At 66.5% G+C, this 14,098-nt stretch carries 17 protein-coding genes; 10 read left to right on the forward strand and 7 right to left on the reverse strand.

Annotated elements, in window-relative coordinates; all coding sequences use genetic code 11:
- Positions 1 to 12 precede the first annotated feature (12 nt).
- From JL11_RS13825 to JL11_RS13830, 3 genes are read left to right on the forward strand one after another with little or no spacing between them, the layout of a single operon-like run.
- Complete coding sequence (locus JL11_RS13825; RefSeq protein WP_054766160.1) at positions 13 to 225, forward strand: cold-shock protein; 213 nt, start codon at positions 13 to 15, stop codon at positions 223 to 225.
- A 42-nt stretch (positions 226 to 267) separates the two neighbouring features.
- Complete coding sequence (locus JL11_RS17570) at positions 268 to 441, forward strand: hypothetical protein (protein ID WP_152950636.1); 174 nt, start codon at positions 268 to 270, stop codon at positions 439 to 441.
- A gap of 23 nt (positions 442 to 464) precedes the next feature.
- A complete protein-coding gene (locus tag JL11_RS13830; RefSeq protein ID WP_054766161.1) occupies positions 465 to 722 on the forward strand; it encodes a hypothetical protein in 258 nt (85 codons plus the stop codon).
- Positions 723 to 724: 2 nt separating this feature from the next.
- On the opposite strand, the gene JL11_RS13835 is transcribed toward JL11_RS13830, so the two are convergent.
- Genes JL11_RS13835 through JL11_RS13845 form a run of 3 tightly spaced genes read right to left on the reverse strand, consistent with a single transcriptional unit; the run spans position 725 to position 3,737 of the window.
- A complete protein-coding gene (locus JL11_RS13835) occupies positions 725 to 1,888 on the reverse strand; it encodes a cystathionine gamma-synthase (RefSeq protein ID WP_054766162.1) in 1,164 nt (387 codons plus the stop codon).
- 9 nt (positions 1,889 to 1,897) lie between these two features.
- Positions 1,898 to 2,335, reverse strand: a complete 438-nt coding sequence (locus JL11_RS13840) for a hypothetical protein (protein ID WP_054766163.1) — start codon at positions 2,333 to 2,335, stop codon at positions 1,898 to 1,900.
- Between the two features lies 1 nt (position 2,336).
- Entirely contained in the window at positions 2,337 to 3,737 is a 1,401-nt protein-coding gene (locus tag JL11_RS13845) for a pyridoxal-phosphate dependent enzyme (RefSeq protein ID WP_054766164.1), read from the reverse strand.
- A 105-nt stretch (positions 3,738 to 3,842) separates the two neighbouring features.
- Here JL11_RS13845 and rnr point away from each other — a divergent pair, with 105 nt between their 5' ends.
- The 4 genes from rnr to rpmG all read left to right on the forward strand — a co-directional run bounded on the left by rnr (position 3,843) and on the right by rpmG (position 7,547).
- Positions 3,843 to 6,173 carry a ribonuclease R gene (rnr, locus tag JL11_RS13850; protein WP_054766165.1) on the forward strand — a complete coding sequence of 777 codons (2,331 nt, stop codon included), beginning with the start codon at positions 3,843 to 3,845 and terminating at the stop codon, positions 6,171 to 6,173.
- Positions 6,170 to 6,883 (forward strand): NUDIX hydrolase, encoded by a 714-nt coding sequence (locus JL11_RS13855; protein ID WP_054766166.1) that lies wholly within the window; start codon positions 6,170 to 6,172, stop codon positions 6,881 to 6,883. The genes rnr and JL11_RS13855 overlap by 4 nt, the downstream gene beginning before the upstream one ends.
- Before the next feature lie 2 nt (positions 6,884 to 6,885).
- Positions 6,886 to 7,293 carry a DUF5990 family protein gene (locus JL11_RS13860; RefSeq protein ID WP_054766167.1) on the forward strand — a complete coding sequence of 136 codons (408 nt, stop codon included), beginning with the start codon at positions 6,886 to 6,888 and terminating at the stop codon, positions 7,291 to 7,293.
- A gap of 86 nt (positions 7,294 to 7,379) precedes the next feature.
- The gene (gene rpmG, locus JL11_RS13865) at positions 7,380 to 7,547 is read left to right on the forward strand and encodes a 50S ribosomal protein L33 (RefSeq protein WP_003164451.1); all 168 of its coding nucleotides are present in this window, start codon (positions 7,380 to 7,382) and stop codon (positions 7,545 to 7,547) included.
- A 79-nt stretch (positions 7,548 to 7,626) separates the two neighbouring features.
- On the opposite strand, the gene JL11_RS13870 is transcribed toward rpmG, so the two are convergent.
- Both JL11_RS13870 and JL11_RS13875 read right to left on the reverse strand, forming a co-directional pair.
- On the reverse strand, positions 7,627 to 8,988 hold the full coding sequence (locus tag JL11_RS13870) for a PleD family two-component system response regulator (protein WP_054766168.1): 1,362 nt from the start codon (positions 8,986 to 8,988) through the stop codon (positions 7,627 to 7,629).
- A complete protein-coding gene (locus tag JL11_RS13875; protein WP_182713570.1) occupies positions 8,985 to 9,350 on the reverse strand; it encodes a response regulator in 366 nt (121 codons plus the stop codon). The genes JL11_RS13870 and JL11_RS13875 overlap by 4 nt, the downstream gene beginning before the upstream one ends.
- 106 nt (positions 9,351 to 9,456) lie before the next feature.
- On the opposite strand from JL11_RS13875, the gene JL11_RS13880 reads away from it, so the two are divergent.
- Genes JL11_RS13880 through JL11_RS13890 form a run of 3 tightly spaced genes read left to right on the forward strand, consistent with a single transcriptional unit; the run spans position 9,457 to position 12,806 of the window.
- Complete coding sequence (locus JL11_RS13880) at positions 9,457 to 10,725, forward strand: DNA polymerase IV (RefSeq protein ID WP_082382718.1); 1,269 nt, start codon at positions 9,457 to 9,459, stop codon at positions 10,723 to 10,725.
- A gap of 8 nt (positions 10,726 to 10,733) precedes the next feature.
- Positions 10,734 to 12,029 (forward strand): nicotinate phosphoribosyltransferase, encoded by a 1,296-nt coding sequence (pncB, locus tag JL11_RS13885; RefSeq protein ID WP_054766170.1) that lies wholly within the window; start codon positions 10,734 to 10,736, stop codon positions 12,027 to 12,029.
- 36 nt (positions 12,030 to 12,065) lie between these two features.
- The gene (locus tag JL11_RS13890) at positions 12,066 to 12,806 is read left to right on the forward strand and encodes a polysaccharide deacetylase family protein (protein WP_054766171.1); all 741 of its coding nucleotides are present in this window, start codon (positions 12,066 to 12,068) and stop codon (positions 12,804 to 12,806) included.
- Between the two features lie 6 nt (positions 12,807 to 12,812).
- Here JL11_RS13890 and JL11_RS13895 read toward each other — a convergent pair whose 3' ends face one another.
- The gene (locus JL11_RS13895) at positions 12,813 to 13,007 is read right to left on the reverse strand and encodes a hypothetical protein (protein ID WP_227975971.1); all 195 of its coding nucleotides are present in this window, start codon (positions 13,005 to 13,007) and stop codon (positions 12,813 to 12,815) included.
- Between the two features lie 162 nt (positions 13,008 to 13,169).
- A complete protein-coding gene (locus JL11_RS13900; protein WP_054766994.1) occupies positions 13,170 to 14,075 on the reverse strand; it encodes a hypothetical protein in 906 nt (301 codons plus the stop codon).
- Between the last annotated feature and the right edge of the window lie 23 nt (positions 14,076 to 14,098).

The raw sequence follows: 14,098 nt of genomic DNA on the forward strand, positions 1-14,098 counted from the left end.
GGAGGTCTCCAAATGGCTACCGGCACTGTAAAATGGTACAATCCCACAAAGGGTTACGGCTTTATCGCCCCCGATGACGGCGGCAAGGACGTCTTCGTTCACGCCTCGGCCGTCGAGACCTCGAGCCTCGGCTCGATGAACGAAGGCCAGAAGATCGGCTACGAAATCGAGCGCGACCAGCGCTCCAGCAAGAAATCCGCCGGTCGCCTTTCGGCGGCGGAGTAGGACAAGCTTGTTGGCTCGCCTGCCATCGCTTTCGACGGCGAGGTGACGAAGCTCCTGCCCCTGGGCGGCCGGAAGGTCCGCCTGGACAACGGCCACATCGTCACGGTCCTGCCGACCCTGGGCGCGCCGAACGGCGTGTCGCTGCTCGGCGACCGTGTCGTGGTCGAGATCGCCTTCAATCAGCTGAAGGGCTGGCGCCTCGCGCGCCGGCCCTGAAGCCATTCTGCACGGATGACGACATGACCCCGCTCGCCGACATGATCCCCACGATGACCGACGCCGATCTGACCACCCTGCGCGCCAACGCCGCCCGTCTGGTCGAACACGGCGCCTCCACTCAGGTGATGGCCGCCAGCGACATCCTGCCGGTCATCGACGACGAACTGGCCCGCCGCGCCGCCCTGCCCAAGCCCGCCAAGGCGCCGGCGAAGCGCGCCGCCCCCAAGAAGAAGCTGCCCCCCGTCACCGGCCACCAGACGGCTCTGCCCACCGGCTGAGATCAGCCCAGGGCCTGATCCAGATCGGCGATCAAGTCCTCGACGTCCTCGACCCCGACTGACAAGCGGATCAGGTTGTCGGTCACCCCGCCCGCCTCGCGCACCTCCTTGGGCACGCTGGCGTGGGTCATGATGGCCGGGTGGTTCACCAGGCTTTCGACCCCGCCCAGCGACTCCGCCAGGGTGAAGACCTCGACTCGCTCCAGCACCCGCTTGGTCCGCTCCAGGTCGCCGTCCAGGATCACTGTCACCATGCCGCCGTAACCGCCGCGCATCTGGCGCGCCGCCAGTTCGTGCTGCGGATGGGCGATCAGGCCGGGGTAGATGACCTTGGACACGCCCTTGCGGGTCTCCAGCCAGCGCGCCACCGTCAGGGCGTTCTCGCAGTGCGCTCTCATCCGCAGCGCCAGGGTCTTCAGGCCCCGGTTGGCCAGGAAGGCGTCGAACGGCCCCATGACGCCGCCGACCGAGTTCTGCAGGAACTTGATCCGCGTCGCCAGCTCAGCATCTGCGGTCGCCAGCACCCCGCCGATGATGTCCGAATGGCCGTTAAGGTATTTGGTCGCCGAGTGCATGACGATGTCCGCCCCCAGGCTCAGCGGCTGCTGGCAGAAGGGCGTGGCGAAGGTGTTGTCGACAATCAGCAGCAGGCCATGCGCCTTGGCCAACTTGGACAGGGCGGCGATGTCGGCCAGCTTCATCAGCGGATTGGTCGGGGTTTCGACCCACAGCATCTTCGTCTTGGGCGTGATCGCCGCCTCGACCGCCGCGATGTCGCTCAGGTCCACATAGGCGAAGTCCAGTCCCATGGTCCGCCGCCGTACCCGCTCGAACAGGCGCCACGAGCCGCCGTACAGGTCGTCGCCCGTGACGATATGATCGCCCGCATCCAGCAGTTCGAGCGCCGTCGAGGTCGCCGCCATGCCCGAGCCGAAGCCGAACCCGTGGGCGCCGCCCTCCAGGTCCGCGATACAGGCCTCGAACGCCTCGCGCGTCGGGTTCTTGCCCCGCGCGTATTCATAGCCCTTGTTCACGCCCGGACTTTCCTGGGCGTAGGTCGAGGTGGCGTAGATCGGCGTCATCACCGCCCCCGTCGTCGGGTCGGGATGCTGCCCGGCATGGATGGCGCGGGTGGAGAAACCTTGGCTGTTTTTTTTGTCGCTCATTGGTCTTCCTTAAAGATCGAAGCCAGGATGGAGGTCCGTCCGGGGCTCGTTCTCGATCCATCCCTCGGCGGTCAACCGATCCTGCAGCCGCGTATCGCCGACAGTGTACTCGATCTGGGTTTCGAGCGGCGCGCCCAAGCCCGGCAGCAGGCTTCTAAGCAGGCCGCGAACGCCGTCCAGATCGTCCGCCTCGATATCGATGCCAGTCAGTATGATGGTTGTCGCGCCGTTCTCATCCGGCGCGGACTGCATTGTGCCGCCGCCGCTGACATAGCCGAGGTTGCGAAGCTTCAGCTGTTCCTGGATCGGATCCTCGAAGAGGTAGTGACGCTCGACCGGCTGTACGTCACCCGGCATACGGACATAGACGAAATGGGTCTCAAGCCGGCCGTCAAAGGGCGGCGCGACGTCTCCGCCTTTACCGAAGATCTTCTTGAGCCAGGACATGTTAGCGGTTCAGGCTGAGGTGGTTGATCAGGTCGGTGCGGGTGATCAGGCCCACGAACTTTTCGCCGTCCAGCACGATGGCCACCCGGTCGCGGTCGAACAGGGGGATCAGGGCGTCCAGCGGCTCATTGACCTGGACCGTGTCCAGATCGCGGGTCATGGCGTCGGCGACCGGCTTGGCGAACCGCTCCTTGCGGGTGATCTCGTCGGTGTTCATCACATGGACCAGGTCGCTCTCGTCCAGAATGCCGACCAGACGCCCGTCCTCGATGATCGGCAGCTGGGAGACATCGGCGCCCTTCATCCGTTTGAAGGCGGTGTCCAGGGTGTCGCCAGGCCCGGCCACGACCACGTCGCCCCGCTCGTATTTGCGGTTGATCAGGTCCGACAGATCGCCGTGCAGCTCGCGCTCGCCCAGCCCCTGATCCGCCAGCCAGGCGTCGTTGTAGACCTTGGACAGATATTTGGCCCCCGTGTCGCAGACGAAGGTGACGCAGGTCTTGGGCTCCGTCTGTTCGCGGCACCAGCGCAGGGCCGTGGCGATCAGAGTGCCCGAGGACGATCCCGCCAGAATGCCTTCCTTCAACAGCAGTCCGCGCGCCGTGGCGATGGCTTCCGCGTCCGGGATCGAATAGGCTTTGTCGATCAGACTCATGTCCGCGGTGTCTGGCACGAAGTTCTGGCCGATCCCCTCGACCGTATAGCTGCCGTCCGGCCCCGGCACGCCCTCGTTGACGATGCCGGCCAGGGTCGATCCCACCGGATCCGCCAGAATGATCTGGGCCTTGGAGCCGACGCTCTTCAGGTAGCGCGCCACGCCGGTGATCGTCCCGCCCGAGCCGATGCCGGCGACGAAGGCGTCGATGTCGCCCCCCGTCTGTTCCCAGATCTCCGGCCCCGTCGTCTTCACATGGGCCTCGGCGTTCGACTGGTTGGCGAACTGGTTGACGTAATAGGCGCCGGGAATGGCCTGGGCCAGGCGCTCGGCCATGTCGGTATAGTACTCGGGGTGGCCATGCGGCACATCCGATCGCGTCAGACGAACATCGGCGCCCATGGCTCGCAGATGCTGGATTTTTTCCTTCGACATCTTGTCCGGAATGACCAGCAGCACCTTATATCCCCGAGCGCGGCCGACCAGGGTCAGGGCCAGGCCGGTGTTGCCGGCCGTCGCCTCGACGATCGTGCCGCCTTCCTTCAGCCATCCCTCGCGTTCGGCCGCATCCAGCATCTCGACAGCGATCCGGTCCTTGATCGAGCCGCCGGGGTTCTGGGACTCCAGTTTCAGCAGCAGGCGGCACTTGCCGGTGTCGATCTTCGTCACCTCCACCATCGGCGTCCTGCCGATCAGATCCAGCGGCGACTTTACGGTCGCGCTCAGGGCGGGGGCGTTCAGGGACATCGTAGGCTCCGGTTCGGGACGCAGCGAGGCTGAGGCCTCACATTCACATGGTCAACTCACGCAAGATTTGACCCAAGGGCGCGGTTCCGCGCTACGAAAGACGCAATGACCAAATCACCCAAGAGGCCGCCCGCCGGTCTCCCCGACAAAGACACCCTCCTCGCCTTCCTGCGCGAGGCCGGATCGGCCGAGAAGACCGATATCGCCCGCCACTTCGGCCTGAAGGGCGGCGATCGCCGGGCCCTGCGCGAAATGATCCGTGAGCTGGAGGCTGAGGGCCGACTGGGCAAACGGGGCCGCAAGGGCTTCTCAGAAGCCGGCGCCCTGCCCCCCATCGGCGTCGCCGATGTGATCGAACGCGACGGCGACGGCGAACTTTACGTCCGCCTGGTCGAGGCCGGCGCCGACGCGCCCCGCGCCCTGTTGATGCCTGACAAGGCAAAGCCCGGTCCCGCGCCCGGCCTGGGCGACCGGCTGCTGGTCAAGTTCCAGCGCGGCGACGACGGCTGGGAGGCGCGGTTGATCAAACGGCTGGACGCGGGGACCAACCGTGTTCTGGGCGTCATCCGCAAGTCGGCGCGCGAGACCCGCGTCGAGCCGGTCGATCGCCGCTCCAAGGACGTGCTGCTGGTGCCCCAGGCCCAGTCCGGCGACCTGCGCGACGGCGATCTGGTCCTGGCCGCCATCGAAAAGGGCGACCAGCGCTATGGGCCCAAGCGCGGCAAGATCCTGGAACATATCGGCAAGGAGGACGACCCCCGCGCCGCCTCCCTGATCGCCATCCACGCCCATGGCGTGCCGACCGGCTTCTCCGAGGCGGTGGAGCGCGAGGCCGAGGATCAGGAACTGCCCACGCTGAAGGGGCGCGAAGACCTGCGCGAGATCCCCTTCATCACCATCGATCCCGCCGATGCGCGCGACCACGACGACGCCGTTTACGCCGCCCGCGACGAAGATCCGAAGAACCCCGGCGGCTGGATCGTTTGGGTCGCCATCGCCGACGTCGCCGCCTATGTCCGGCCGGGCAGCCAGCTGGACCGCGAGGCGCGCGACAAGGGCAACTCCACCTACTTCCCCGACCGGGTCGAACCCATGCTGCCCGAGGTGCTGTCGAACGGCCTGTGCAGCCTGAAGGAAGGCGAGAACCGCGCCTGTCTGGCGGTACGGATGGTGTTCGACAAGGACGGCCGCAAGACCGGCCACAAGTTCGTGCGCGGCCTGATGCGGTCGCACGCCAAGCTCAGCTACGAACAGGCCCAGGCCGCCATCGACGGGCCTGAAAAGGGAGGCGGGGCCGACGACACGACCGGCCCGATCATGGAGACCATCCTCTATCCGCTGTGGAACGCCTATCACGCCATGCTGAAGGGCCGGCTGAAGCGCAGCCCGCTGCAGATCGAATCCGCCGAACGCCGCATCCGCATGGCTCCGGACGGCGGGATCGCCTCCATCGAGAAGCGCGCTTCCCTGGAGGCGCACCGGCTGATCGAGGAGATGATGATCCAGGCCAACGTCTGCGCCGCCGAGACCCTGGAACAGAAGAAGACGCCGCTGATCTATCGCGTCCACGACGCCCCCAGTCAGGAGAAGATCTTCAACCTGGCCGACTTCCTCTCGACCATCGGCAAGCCGTGGAACAAGGGCGAGCCGGGCACGACCAAGCGGTTCAACAAGCTGCTGGACGAGACCCGCGACGGCGAATACGCCGATGTGGTCAATGAAGTGGTTCTTCGCACCCAGATGCAGGCCATCTATTCGCCGGACAACGTCGGCCACTTCGGCCTGAACCTGGACCGTTACGCTCACTTCACCTCGCCGATCCGGCGCTATTCGGACCTGATCGTCCACCGCGGCCTGATCCGGGCTCTGGGCTTGGGCAAGGATGGGCTGACGGACCGCGAGATCGCCGAACTGCCCGCCATCGCCGAGGGCGTGACCATGACCGAGCGCCGGTCCATGGCCGCAGAGCGCGACGCCATGGACCGCTATATCGCCGCCTTCCTGGAGGACCGCGTCGGCGCGACCTTCACCGGACGGATAACCGGCGTGACCCGCTTCGGCCTGTTCATCCGCCTGGACGAGACCGGCGCCGACGGCCTGGTTCCCGTCTCCACCCTGGGCGGCGAGTATTTCGCCCATGACGACCGCGCCCACGCCCTGGTCGGCGAACGCACCGGCAAGCGCTTCACCCTGGGCCGGATGGTCGAGGTACGGCTGGTGGAGGCCACGCCCGTCACCGGCGGACTGGTGTTCGAAATGCTCAGCGAACCTGAGCCGCGCGATCCCAACGCCCCGCCCCCTCGCTACGGCGTCCGGGGACGAGGCGGCGACGGCCCGCCGATGCGCGGCAAGAACCGGCCTGGCGGCCCCAAGCCCCGCAACGGCTCCAAACCTTCGGGCGGGCTGAAGGGCGTGCGCAAAGGCAAGCGCAGGTGACCCCCTTCGACGCCGCGCAGGACCTGACCGACGCGCCTCGCGTCGGCGGCGCCCAGCGGCCCAAGGACGCGGCGACATTGATCGTGACACGGGGCGGATCGCGGCCTGAGGTGCTGATGGGGCGGCGGGCGCCGGGCCATGTCTTCATGGCCTCGAAATGGGTGTTTCCCGGCGGACGAGTTGACCGGGCGGATTTCACCGCCGCCTCGACCGGCGCCTTGGCGTCAGACGTCGCGCGTCGGCTGGAGGCCGAGGTTCCCGCCCGCCGCGCCCGCGCCCTGGCCCTGACGGCGATCCGCGAGACCTTCGAGGAGACCGGCTTGGTCCTGGGGCGGCCCGCGCCGTCGGCCAGCGTCGCCGGACCGTGGCGCGAATATCGGCAAGCGGGCGCCCTGCCCGATCTTTCGGTCCTGTCCTACATCGCCCGCGCCGTTACGCCGCCCGGTCGCACGCGCCGGTTCGACGCTCGTTTCTTCATGGCTCCGGCCGAGGCCCTGCTGACGCCCGAGCCGACCGCAGGGTCGGGCGAACTGGACGAAATCGCCTGGCTTACCCTGGAAGACGCTCGCGCCCTTGATCTGCCCGCCATCACCCGCTTCGTGCTGGGCGAACTGGCTGAGCGACTTGGCCAAGATCGAACAAGCCCCGACCGTCCCCTGCCCTTCGTCCGCATGGTGCGCGGCCGCCACATCGTCGATCACAGGGACTGACCATGCCCAGCGCCGTCACCCTGCGCCTGACCACAGCAGACCCGGTCCCAGGCGTCGCCTACAGCCTGCAGGACAAGACCAACGCGCCGGTCGATCCCCGCATCGCCGACGACGGTCCGATCAGTTTCGACGTCCTCGTCACCCTGTCCGATGACGGACGGCTGACCGGTCCCTTCGTACGCCGCGAGGGACCGTCGCGACGCTTCATCTATATCGCCATCGGCACATCGGCTGGACAGCACGGCGAATGGATCCGTCGCGCCAAGATCGATGTCCACGACATTCCCGCCGCCCTTCTGGCCCAGGCCCGCGCCGGTCAGACGCTTGAGGTGATTCTGCCCGGCCGTGCCCGCGACGGCGGCCCCGCCTGCGCGACTGTGCGGCCTCTTCAGCCGTGGACGGCCGTCTGAGATTGGGCCGTTGACTTTGGATCGAGTCTGAGTATGTTCCGCGCCTCTTATTTTAAGCGGCTTTCGCCGTCGCAGAGGTAATTCCGATGGCCAAACCGGCTTCCATCAAGATCCGCCTGAACTCCACGGCCGACACCGGCTTCTTCTACGTCACCAAGAAGAACGCTCGCACCATGACCGAAAAGATGGTCGTCAAGAAGTACGACCCGGTCGTGCGCAAGCACGTCGAGTTCAAGGAAGGCAAGATCAAGTAACGCCTTGATCCGCTGACAAAGGAAAACGCCCGGCTGGTCGCAGCCGGGCGTTTTTCGTTGCGGCTATGCCGTTGCGACGTCAGACCGCGCGCGCGACGACCTTGTTGCGGCCGCCGGCCTTGGCTTCATAAACGCCTTCATCGGCCCGCTTCAGCAGGGCCTCAGGCGTGTCCCCGGCGCCGGTGGTCGCGGCGACGCCGATCGACAGGGTGATGGTCAAAAACTCCTCGCCGCCCATCACGCGGAACGGCGCTGCGGCGATGTCGCGGCGAATACGCTCGGCCACCATGCGGGCGTCCTCCAGACCCGCGCCCGGCATGACCACCACGAATTCCTCCCCGCCCATACGGCAGGGCAGGTCCACGGCGCGCACATTGGTGGCGAGCCGGACCGCAAACTCGGCCAGAACCTCATCGCCGGCGTCGTGGCCGAAACCGTCGTTGACCGCCTTGAAGTGGTCGATATCCAAGACCAGCACAGCCACCGGCGAGCCGCCGTGTGTGGCGCGCCCCACCAGGGCCTGCAGCTGGCCGGCCATGTAGCGCCGATTGTGCAGGCCCGTCAGAGAGTCGGTGACGGCCATTTCCAGACTGCTGTCCAGCTTCTGGCGCAGGAAGTCCGTATAGCGTTTGCGCCGGATCTGGGTGCGGACACGGGCGGAAAGCTCCTCGGTGTCGATCGGACGCGGCAGGATGTCGGTAGCCCCCAACTCCAGCGCCTTGACCATCCGCGGTCGCTCGCCAGGCTCCACGATTGCGAGGACCGGCGCGCGCCGCGCGTCGCCGGATTTCAGCGTGGCGACGACCCTTAATCCGTCGAAACTCTGGGCCGCCACATTGACGATGATCAGATCCAGCGGCCCCTTGGCCGCCGCAAGCGCCGCCTGGGGGTCGGTCTCCACCACCACGCGGTGTTCGCGGCCCAGTTCCGCAGCGACCGCTGCGGCCTGGCTTTCGTCGTCATCGACGATCAGAACCCGGCCGCCTTCGGTTCTCAGACGCGCTGCAGCCTCGTCGCCCACGCCCATGCGCCGGCTGCTTTCCTCGCGCTCGCGCAGTTCGTCCATCACTTGCTTCAGCCGCGTCAGCGACTTGACCCGCGCCAGCAGCACCACATCGTCGATCGGCTTGGTCAGAAAGTCGTCGGCCTCGGCCTCCAGACCGCGAATACGGTCGGCTCGTCCGTCCAGCGCCGTCACCAGCACCACTGGAATGTGCCGCGTCTCAGCTCGCGCCTTCAACCGCCGACAAGTCTCGAAACCGTCCATGCCAGGCATCATGACGTCCAGCAGGATCAGGTCCGGCTGCTCTTTCGCCGCCAGGGTCAAGGCCGTCTGACCGTCGTGGCAGGTCAGCACGTCATAATATTCGATGGTCAGCTTGGCCTCGAGCAGACGCACATTCACGTCTACGTCGTCGACGACCAGAATTCGCGCGCTCATCCCAGATGCTGCCGAATGGTCTGGAGGAAGTGCATGACCGAGATCGGCTTGGAGATATAGGCCTCGCAACCGCCCTGACGAATCCGCTCCTCATCGCCCTTCATGGCGAAGGCGGTCACGGCGATGACGGGAATATGGTTCAGCTCCTCGTCGTCCTTCAGCCATTTGGTGACTTCGAGACCCGAAATTTCAGGCAGTTGAATATCCATCAGGATCAGGTCCGGATGGTGCGCGCGCGCCAGGGCCAAGGCCTGCAGCCCCTCTCGGGTCTGCAAGGTCTCGTAGCCCTGGGAATCGAGCAGATCATGAAAAAGCTTCATGTTCAGCTCGTTATCCTCGACGATGAGGACTTTCTTGGACATCATCACCTGACCTGGGTCGCCGGCGAATTGGCGACGCCGCGTTGAACGTCATACTGCCTGCCCAGTCTTAAGTAGGGGTGAAGCCAAGGTTACGGAGACCTTAAGCGTGGCCATAAAGGCCGTCTGCCGCGACTGTCTGTGGACCGGAACCGACCCCGCCGGGCCGCCGGATCGGCGCTGCCCGTCGTGCGGATCGCGCCGCATCGTCGCCCACACGGAACTGGATCGGTTGACGATCGCGCACATGGACTGCGACGCCTTCTACGCCTCGGTCGAAAAGCGCGATCGGCCCGAGCTTCGCGACCGGCCGGTGATCGTCGGCGGGGGAAAGCGCGGCGTGGTTTCGACCGCCTGCTATGTCGCCCGCCAATATGGCGTCGGCAGCGCCATGCCGATGTTCAAGGCCCTGAAGGCCTGTCCCGAGGCCGTGGTGATCAAGCCGGACTTCGCCAAATACGTCTTTGAGTCAGATCGCATCCTGGGCGCCCTGGGCCGGCTGACGCCCCTGATCCAGCCGCTGTCGCTGGACGAGGCCTGGGTCGATCTGTCGGGCACGGAGCGACTGAACGGCGGGCCTGCGGCCTTTCAGTTGATCCGGTTCCAGAAGCAGATCGAGCAAGAGACCGGCCTGACCGTCTCGATCGGCCTGGCGCCCAATCGCTTCCTTGCGAAAATGGCCTCGGAGATGGACAAGCCGCGCGGCTTTTCCGTGATCGGCGCAGGGGATGCGCAGGCCCTGCTGGCGCCCCGCTCCGTCACCGCCCTGCCCGGCGTCGGCCCGGTGTTCGGCAAGGCGCTGCGCAGCGACGGCTACGCCACCATCGGCGATCTGGCGCGCGCCGACGTCCGCGATCTGGTCAAACGCTATGGCGAGTCCGGCCTACGTCTTTACGACCTGGCCCACGCGCGGGACGCTCGGGCCGTGAACCCGGAGCGGGACCGCAAGGGCATGAGCGCCGAAACCACCTTCAGCGAGGACCTCAGCACGGCCGAGGCCCTGGAGGCAGAGCTCTGGCCCCTGTGCGAGAAACTGGCGTCAAAGGCGCGGCGCGATGGCGTCGCCAGCCGCGTCCTGGTGCTGAAACTGCGCCGCACCGACTTCAAGATCGTCACCCGGCGGATCAGCCTGGCCGAACCGGTCCAGACCGCCCGCGCCCTGTTCGCCGCCGGTCGCGATCTGCTGCGACCGGAACTGGGGCCGCCCTATCGGCTGATCGGTATCGGCATGGCGGATATTCAGGATGCGGAAGACGCGCCTGTCGGTCTGTTCCAAAGCGCCGAGACCCGCCTCCTGAAGACCGAACGGGCCATCGACCGGCTGCGGGAAAAGTTCGGCAAGGACGCCGTGGTGGCGGGTCGGGCGCTTAAGACCTAAGAGGGCGCATGGACCTCGCCAAACGCGCCTTCGACCACGGGTTCCGCCTGGACCCGATCGTCCGCAGCCTGCTGGACACCGATTTCTACAAGTTGCTGATGTTGCAGATGATCTGGCGTGAACATCGCGACACGCCCGTGGTCTTCCAGGTCATCAACCGCACCCGGTCGGTCCGTATAGCGGACGAGATCGACGTCGCTGCACTGCGCGACCAGCTGGACCACGCCCGCACATTGCGCTTCACCAACAAGGAGTTGGTCTGGCTGGCGGGCAACAGCTTCTATGGCGTGAAGCAGATCTTCTCGCCGGACTTCATCGCCTGGCTGACCGACTACCGCCTGCCCGACTACGACCTGTCGGTTCAGGACGGCCAATATGTCCTGACCTTCTCCGGCGCCTGGGCCGAGGTCACCCTGTGGGAAATCCCCGCCCTGGCCATCCTCAATGAACTGCGCTGCCGCACAGGGCTGCGTCGGCTGGGACGGTTCGAACTGGACGTCCTCTATTCCCGGGCCAAGACCCGGCTGTGGTCCAAGGTCGAGCGGCTGCGCGCCCTGCCCGGCCTGGCTCTCTCCGACTTCGGCACCCGTCGTCGTCACGGCTTTTTGTGGCAGCGTTGGTGCATTCAGGCCCTGAAGGAAGGCCTGGGCGGGTCCTTCATCGGCACCTCCAATGTGCTCCACGCCATGGAGAACGATCTTGAGGCCATCGGCACCAATGGCCACGAACTGCCGATGGTCCTGGCCGCCCTGGCCCCCGACGACGCCAGCCTGGCTCAGACGCCCTATGCGGTGCTGGACGAGTGGCGGCGGCACTACGGCGGCAATCTGCTGGTCGTCCTGCCCGACGCCTTCGGCACCGAGGCCTTTCTGGACAAGGCTCCCGACTGGGTCGCCGACTGGACCGGCTTCCGCCCCGACTCGGCCCCGCCGATCCCGGCGGGCGAACGGCTGATCGACTGGTGGCGCGAACGGGGCCGCGATCCGCGCGAGAAGCTGCTGATCTTCTCCGACGGCATGGACATCGACGGTATCGAAGCGGCCCACGCCCATTTCCATGGCCGCACCCGGCTCAGCTTCGGCTGGGGCACTAATCTGACCAATGACTTCCGCGAGTGTTCGCCCGCCTTCGCCCCCGAGCTTGAGCCTATCTCCCTGGTCTGCAAGGTGGTCGAGGCCGGGGGGCGCCCCGCCGTCAAACTGTCGGACAATCCGGAAAAGGCCGTGGGCGATCCGGCCGAAATCCAACGCTATCGCCGCGTCTTCGGCGAGCGCGGCCTGACCGCTCGACCCGTTGCGGTCTGAAACCCGGCCTTAAGCCCGATCCGCGATAAGGGCGACATGAACGCCTTCGTCGATAAGATGCGCCGCCGCGCCGGCCGTTATCTGGATGTCCGCCCCGTGACCATCCGGTCCCCGCGAGGCGTGCTGAGCCTGTCGTTCGACGACATCCCCGCCTCCGCCTGGCTGGAGGCCGGGCCGGTGCTGGCCCAGCACGGGGTGAAGGCCACCTATTATGTCTGCGGCGGTTTGGCGGGCGGGCGCAATCTGGATCTGCCGCAGTTCGAGACCGCACACCTTCAGGCCCTGCACGCGGCGGGGCACGAGGTCGGCTGCCACACCTATGAACACGTCTCGACCCTGCGCCTGTCGCCAGCCGAACTGGACGCCAGCCTGGCCCGCAACGCCGCCTGGGTGTCGGAACGGCTGGACGGCTATCGGATGCAGACCTTCGCCTATCCGTTCGGCGACTGCGCCCTGGGGTCCAAGGCGGTGATTGAGCGGCGCTTCCTGTGCGGCCGAGGCGTGCGCGACGGGATCAACACCGGCCGCGTGGATCGCAATCTGGTGCAGGCCATCGGCCTGGAGAGTCGTCGCCTGCCCGGCTATGATCTGGAACAGCTTGTCGCAGACACGGCGGGCTCTAGAGGCTGGCTGATCGCCTACGGCCACGACGTCAGCGACGCGCCCACCCCCTATGGCTGCCGCCCGGAAGACATCGACCGGCTGATCGGACTAGCCAAGGCCGCCGGGCTGGACATTCAACCCGTGGCCTCAGCCTGGGGCCGCGTCACCGGCTGAAACAGCTTAGAAAACGCCCACGGCGCCCTCGGCCCAAATCAGCAGAACCGCCAGGACCACCGCGGCGCAGACGGCCAGAGCCAAAGAACGACGTTTGATCAAAGCCAGCGTCAGTTTGATCAAGACGCCCGCTCCGACCAGCAAGACGCCCGCGAACAGGAAGTCCGACGCCGTCCAGGCGACCTCGCGAGTGAACTGCATGGCCACCAGCGGCGCCGATAGGGCCAAGGCCACAAGGCCCAACCGACCAAACGCAGAGGATGCGTCCCGCCCGCACGCTTCGCCGCCATCGACATGCCGTCGCTCCAATCCGAAAATGTCAGCACACTAATCGATAATCGGGCTATCGAACATCGCCGGCTCTCAGACGAGGGCGACGGCCTTGCGCCGGTCCGCCCAGGCGATCAGTTCCTTCCTCGGCCAGACCATCAGCCATGACCGCGCGGTGTATTCACCGCTGTCGATCAACGCCTTTCGCGACGCAGAGGCTGTTGCCGCCCGCTGCGTGTGGATCTCGCCCGGCCCTTGATGCACCATAAAGGCCCCGCCCTTCAGCGGGTTCAGCCGCAGGTGCGCCAGGCGGGGGCTGATCTCGGTCAGGGGCGGGTCGTAGAACCAGCTGGAGCCGATCATCCCCGCCAGCTCCGGTCGCGTCCGACAGATTTCCGCCGCCGTGGCCCAGGCGTCGTTCCAACCCTCCTCGTTGAAGCCGCGCAGCCAGCGGCTCTCGGTATGGACCTCCAGCCAGGGCTCGCGTTTGGCGCCCGCCTTCAGATAGCGGAACAGCGGGCCGAAGCCCCAGCCGTCGCGCACATGTTTGATGATCTGTCCCGGCCCCACCGGCGAACTCAGGTCGATGACCTGGCTCTTGGCCGCCGGCACGCTGAGCGCCAGGCTGAAGCGAACATCCTTGGCCCAGTGGTCGAAGTCGTAATCGCCCTCCGCCTGGGTCAGGAAGGCCGCCAGCTGTTCGATCCAATAGGGATAGAGGGACAGCACTTCGGGCGGCAGAGCCAGGGTCGCGACCCGATCCGGCAAGCGCAGGGCCCAACTGGCGATGAGGCCGCGTCGAACCGCGTCAGAGGCGGATGCGCCCAGAACGGCGTCCACCGCCCTGGCTGGCATTTCGAAATCCCAGTGGGGCGCGGCCTCTGCGGCCTTGGCGCCGGCGGGCTCCATGGCTGCATCAACGTGCGCCCAGTCCGACGGCGAAAGGCGCGCCAACACGGCCTGAAAGGCGGCGACGTCAGAGGTCAGGTGCAGATCCATGAGCGCCATTCTGGCATATGGCG

The sequence above is a fragment of the Brevundimonas sp. DS20 genome (assembly GCF_001310255.1).
In the GTDB taxonomy this organism is placed as follows: Bacteria; Pseudomonadota; Alphaproteobacteria; order Caulobacterales; family Caulobacteraceae; genus Brevundimonas; species Brevundimonas aurantiaca.

Excerpts from the sequence above, each read along its gene's own strand:
- JL11_RS13840 (WP_054766163.1), bottom strand. The coding sequence starts at position 2,335 with ATGTCCTGGCTCAAGAAGATCTTCGGTAAAGGCGGAGACGTCGCGCCG.
- JL11_RS13875 (WP_182713570.1), bottom strand. The coding sequence starts at position 9,350 with ATGTCCAAGAAAGTCCTCATCGTCGAGGATAACGAGCTGAACATGAAG.
- JL11_RS13835 (WP_054766162.1), bottom strand. The coding sequence starts at position 1,888 with ATGAGCGACAAAAAAAACAGCCAAGGTTTCTCCACCCGCGCCATCCAT.
- JL11_RS13860 (WP_054766167.1), top strand. The coding sequence starts at position 6,886 with ATGCCCAGCGCCGTCACCCTGCGCCTGACCACAGCAGACCCGGTCCCA.
- JL11_RS13895 (WP_227975971.1), bottom strand. The coding sequence starts at position 13,007 with ATGCAGTTCACTCGCGAGGTCGCCTGGACGGCGTCGGACTTCCTGTTC.
- rpmG (WP_003164451.1), top strand. The coding sequence starts at position 7,380 with ATGGCCAAACCGGCTTCCATCAAGATCCGCCTGAACTCCACGGCCGAC.
- pncB (WP_054766170.1), top strand. The coding sequence starts at position 10,734 with ATGGACCTCGCCAAACGCGCCTTCGACCACGGGTTCCGCCTGGACCCG.
- JL11_RS13900 (WP_054766994.1), bottom strand. The coding sequence starts at position 14,075 with ATGGATCTGCACCTGACCTCTGACGTCGCCGCCTTTCAGGCCGTGTTG.
- JL11_RS13845 (WP_054766164.1), bottom strand. The coding sequence starts at position 3,737 with ATGTCCCTGAACGCCCCCGCCCTGAGCGCGACCGTAAAGTCGCCGCTG.
- JL11_RS13870 (WP_054766168.1), bottom strand. The coding sequence starts at position 8,988 with ATGAGCGCGCGAATTCTGGTCGTCGACGACGTAGACGTGAATGTGCGT.
- JL11_RS13825 (WP_054766160.1), top strand. The coding sequence starts at position 13 with ATGGCTACCGGCACTGTAAAATGGTACAATCCCACAAAGGGTTACGGC.
- JL11_RS13830 (WP_054766161.1), top strand. The coding sequence starts at position 465 with ATGACCCCGCTCGCCGACATGATCCCCACGATGACCGACGCCGATCTG.
- JL11_RS13890 (WP_054766171.1), top strand. The coding sequence starts at position 12,066 with ATGAACGCCTTCGTCGATAAGATGCGCCGCCGCGCCGGCCGTTATCTG.
- rnr (WP_054766165.1), top strand. The coding sequence starts at position 3,843 with ATGACCAAATCACCCAAGAGGCCGCCCGCCGGTCTCCCCGACAAAGAC.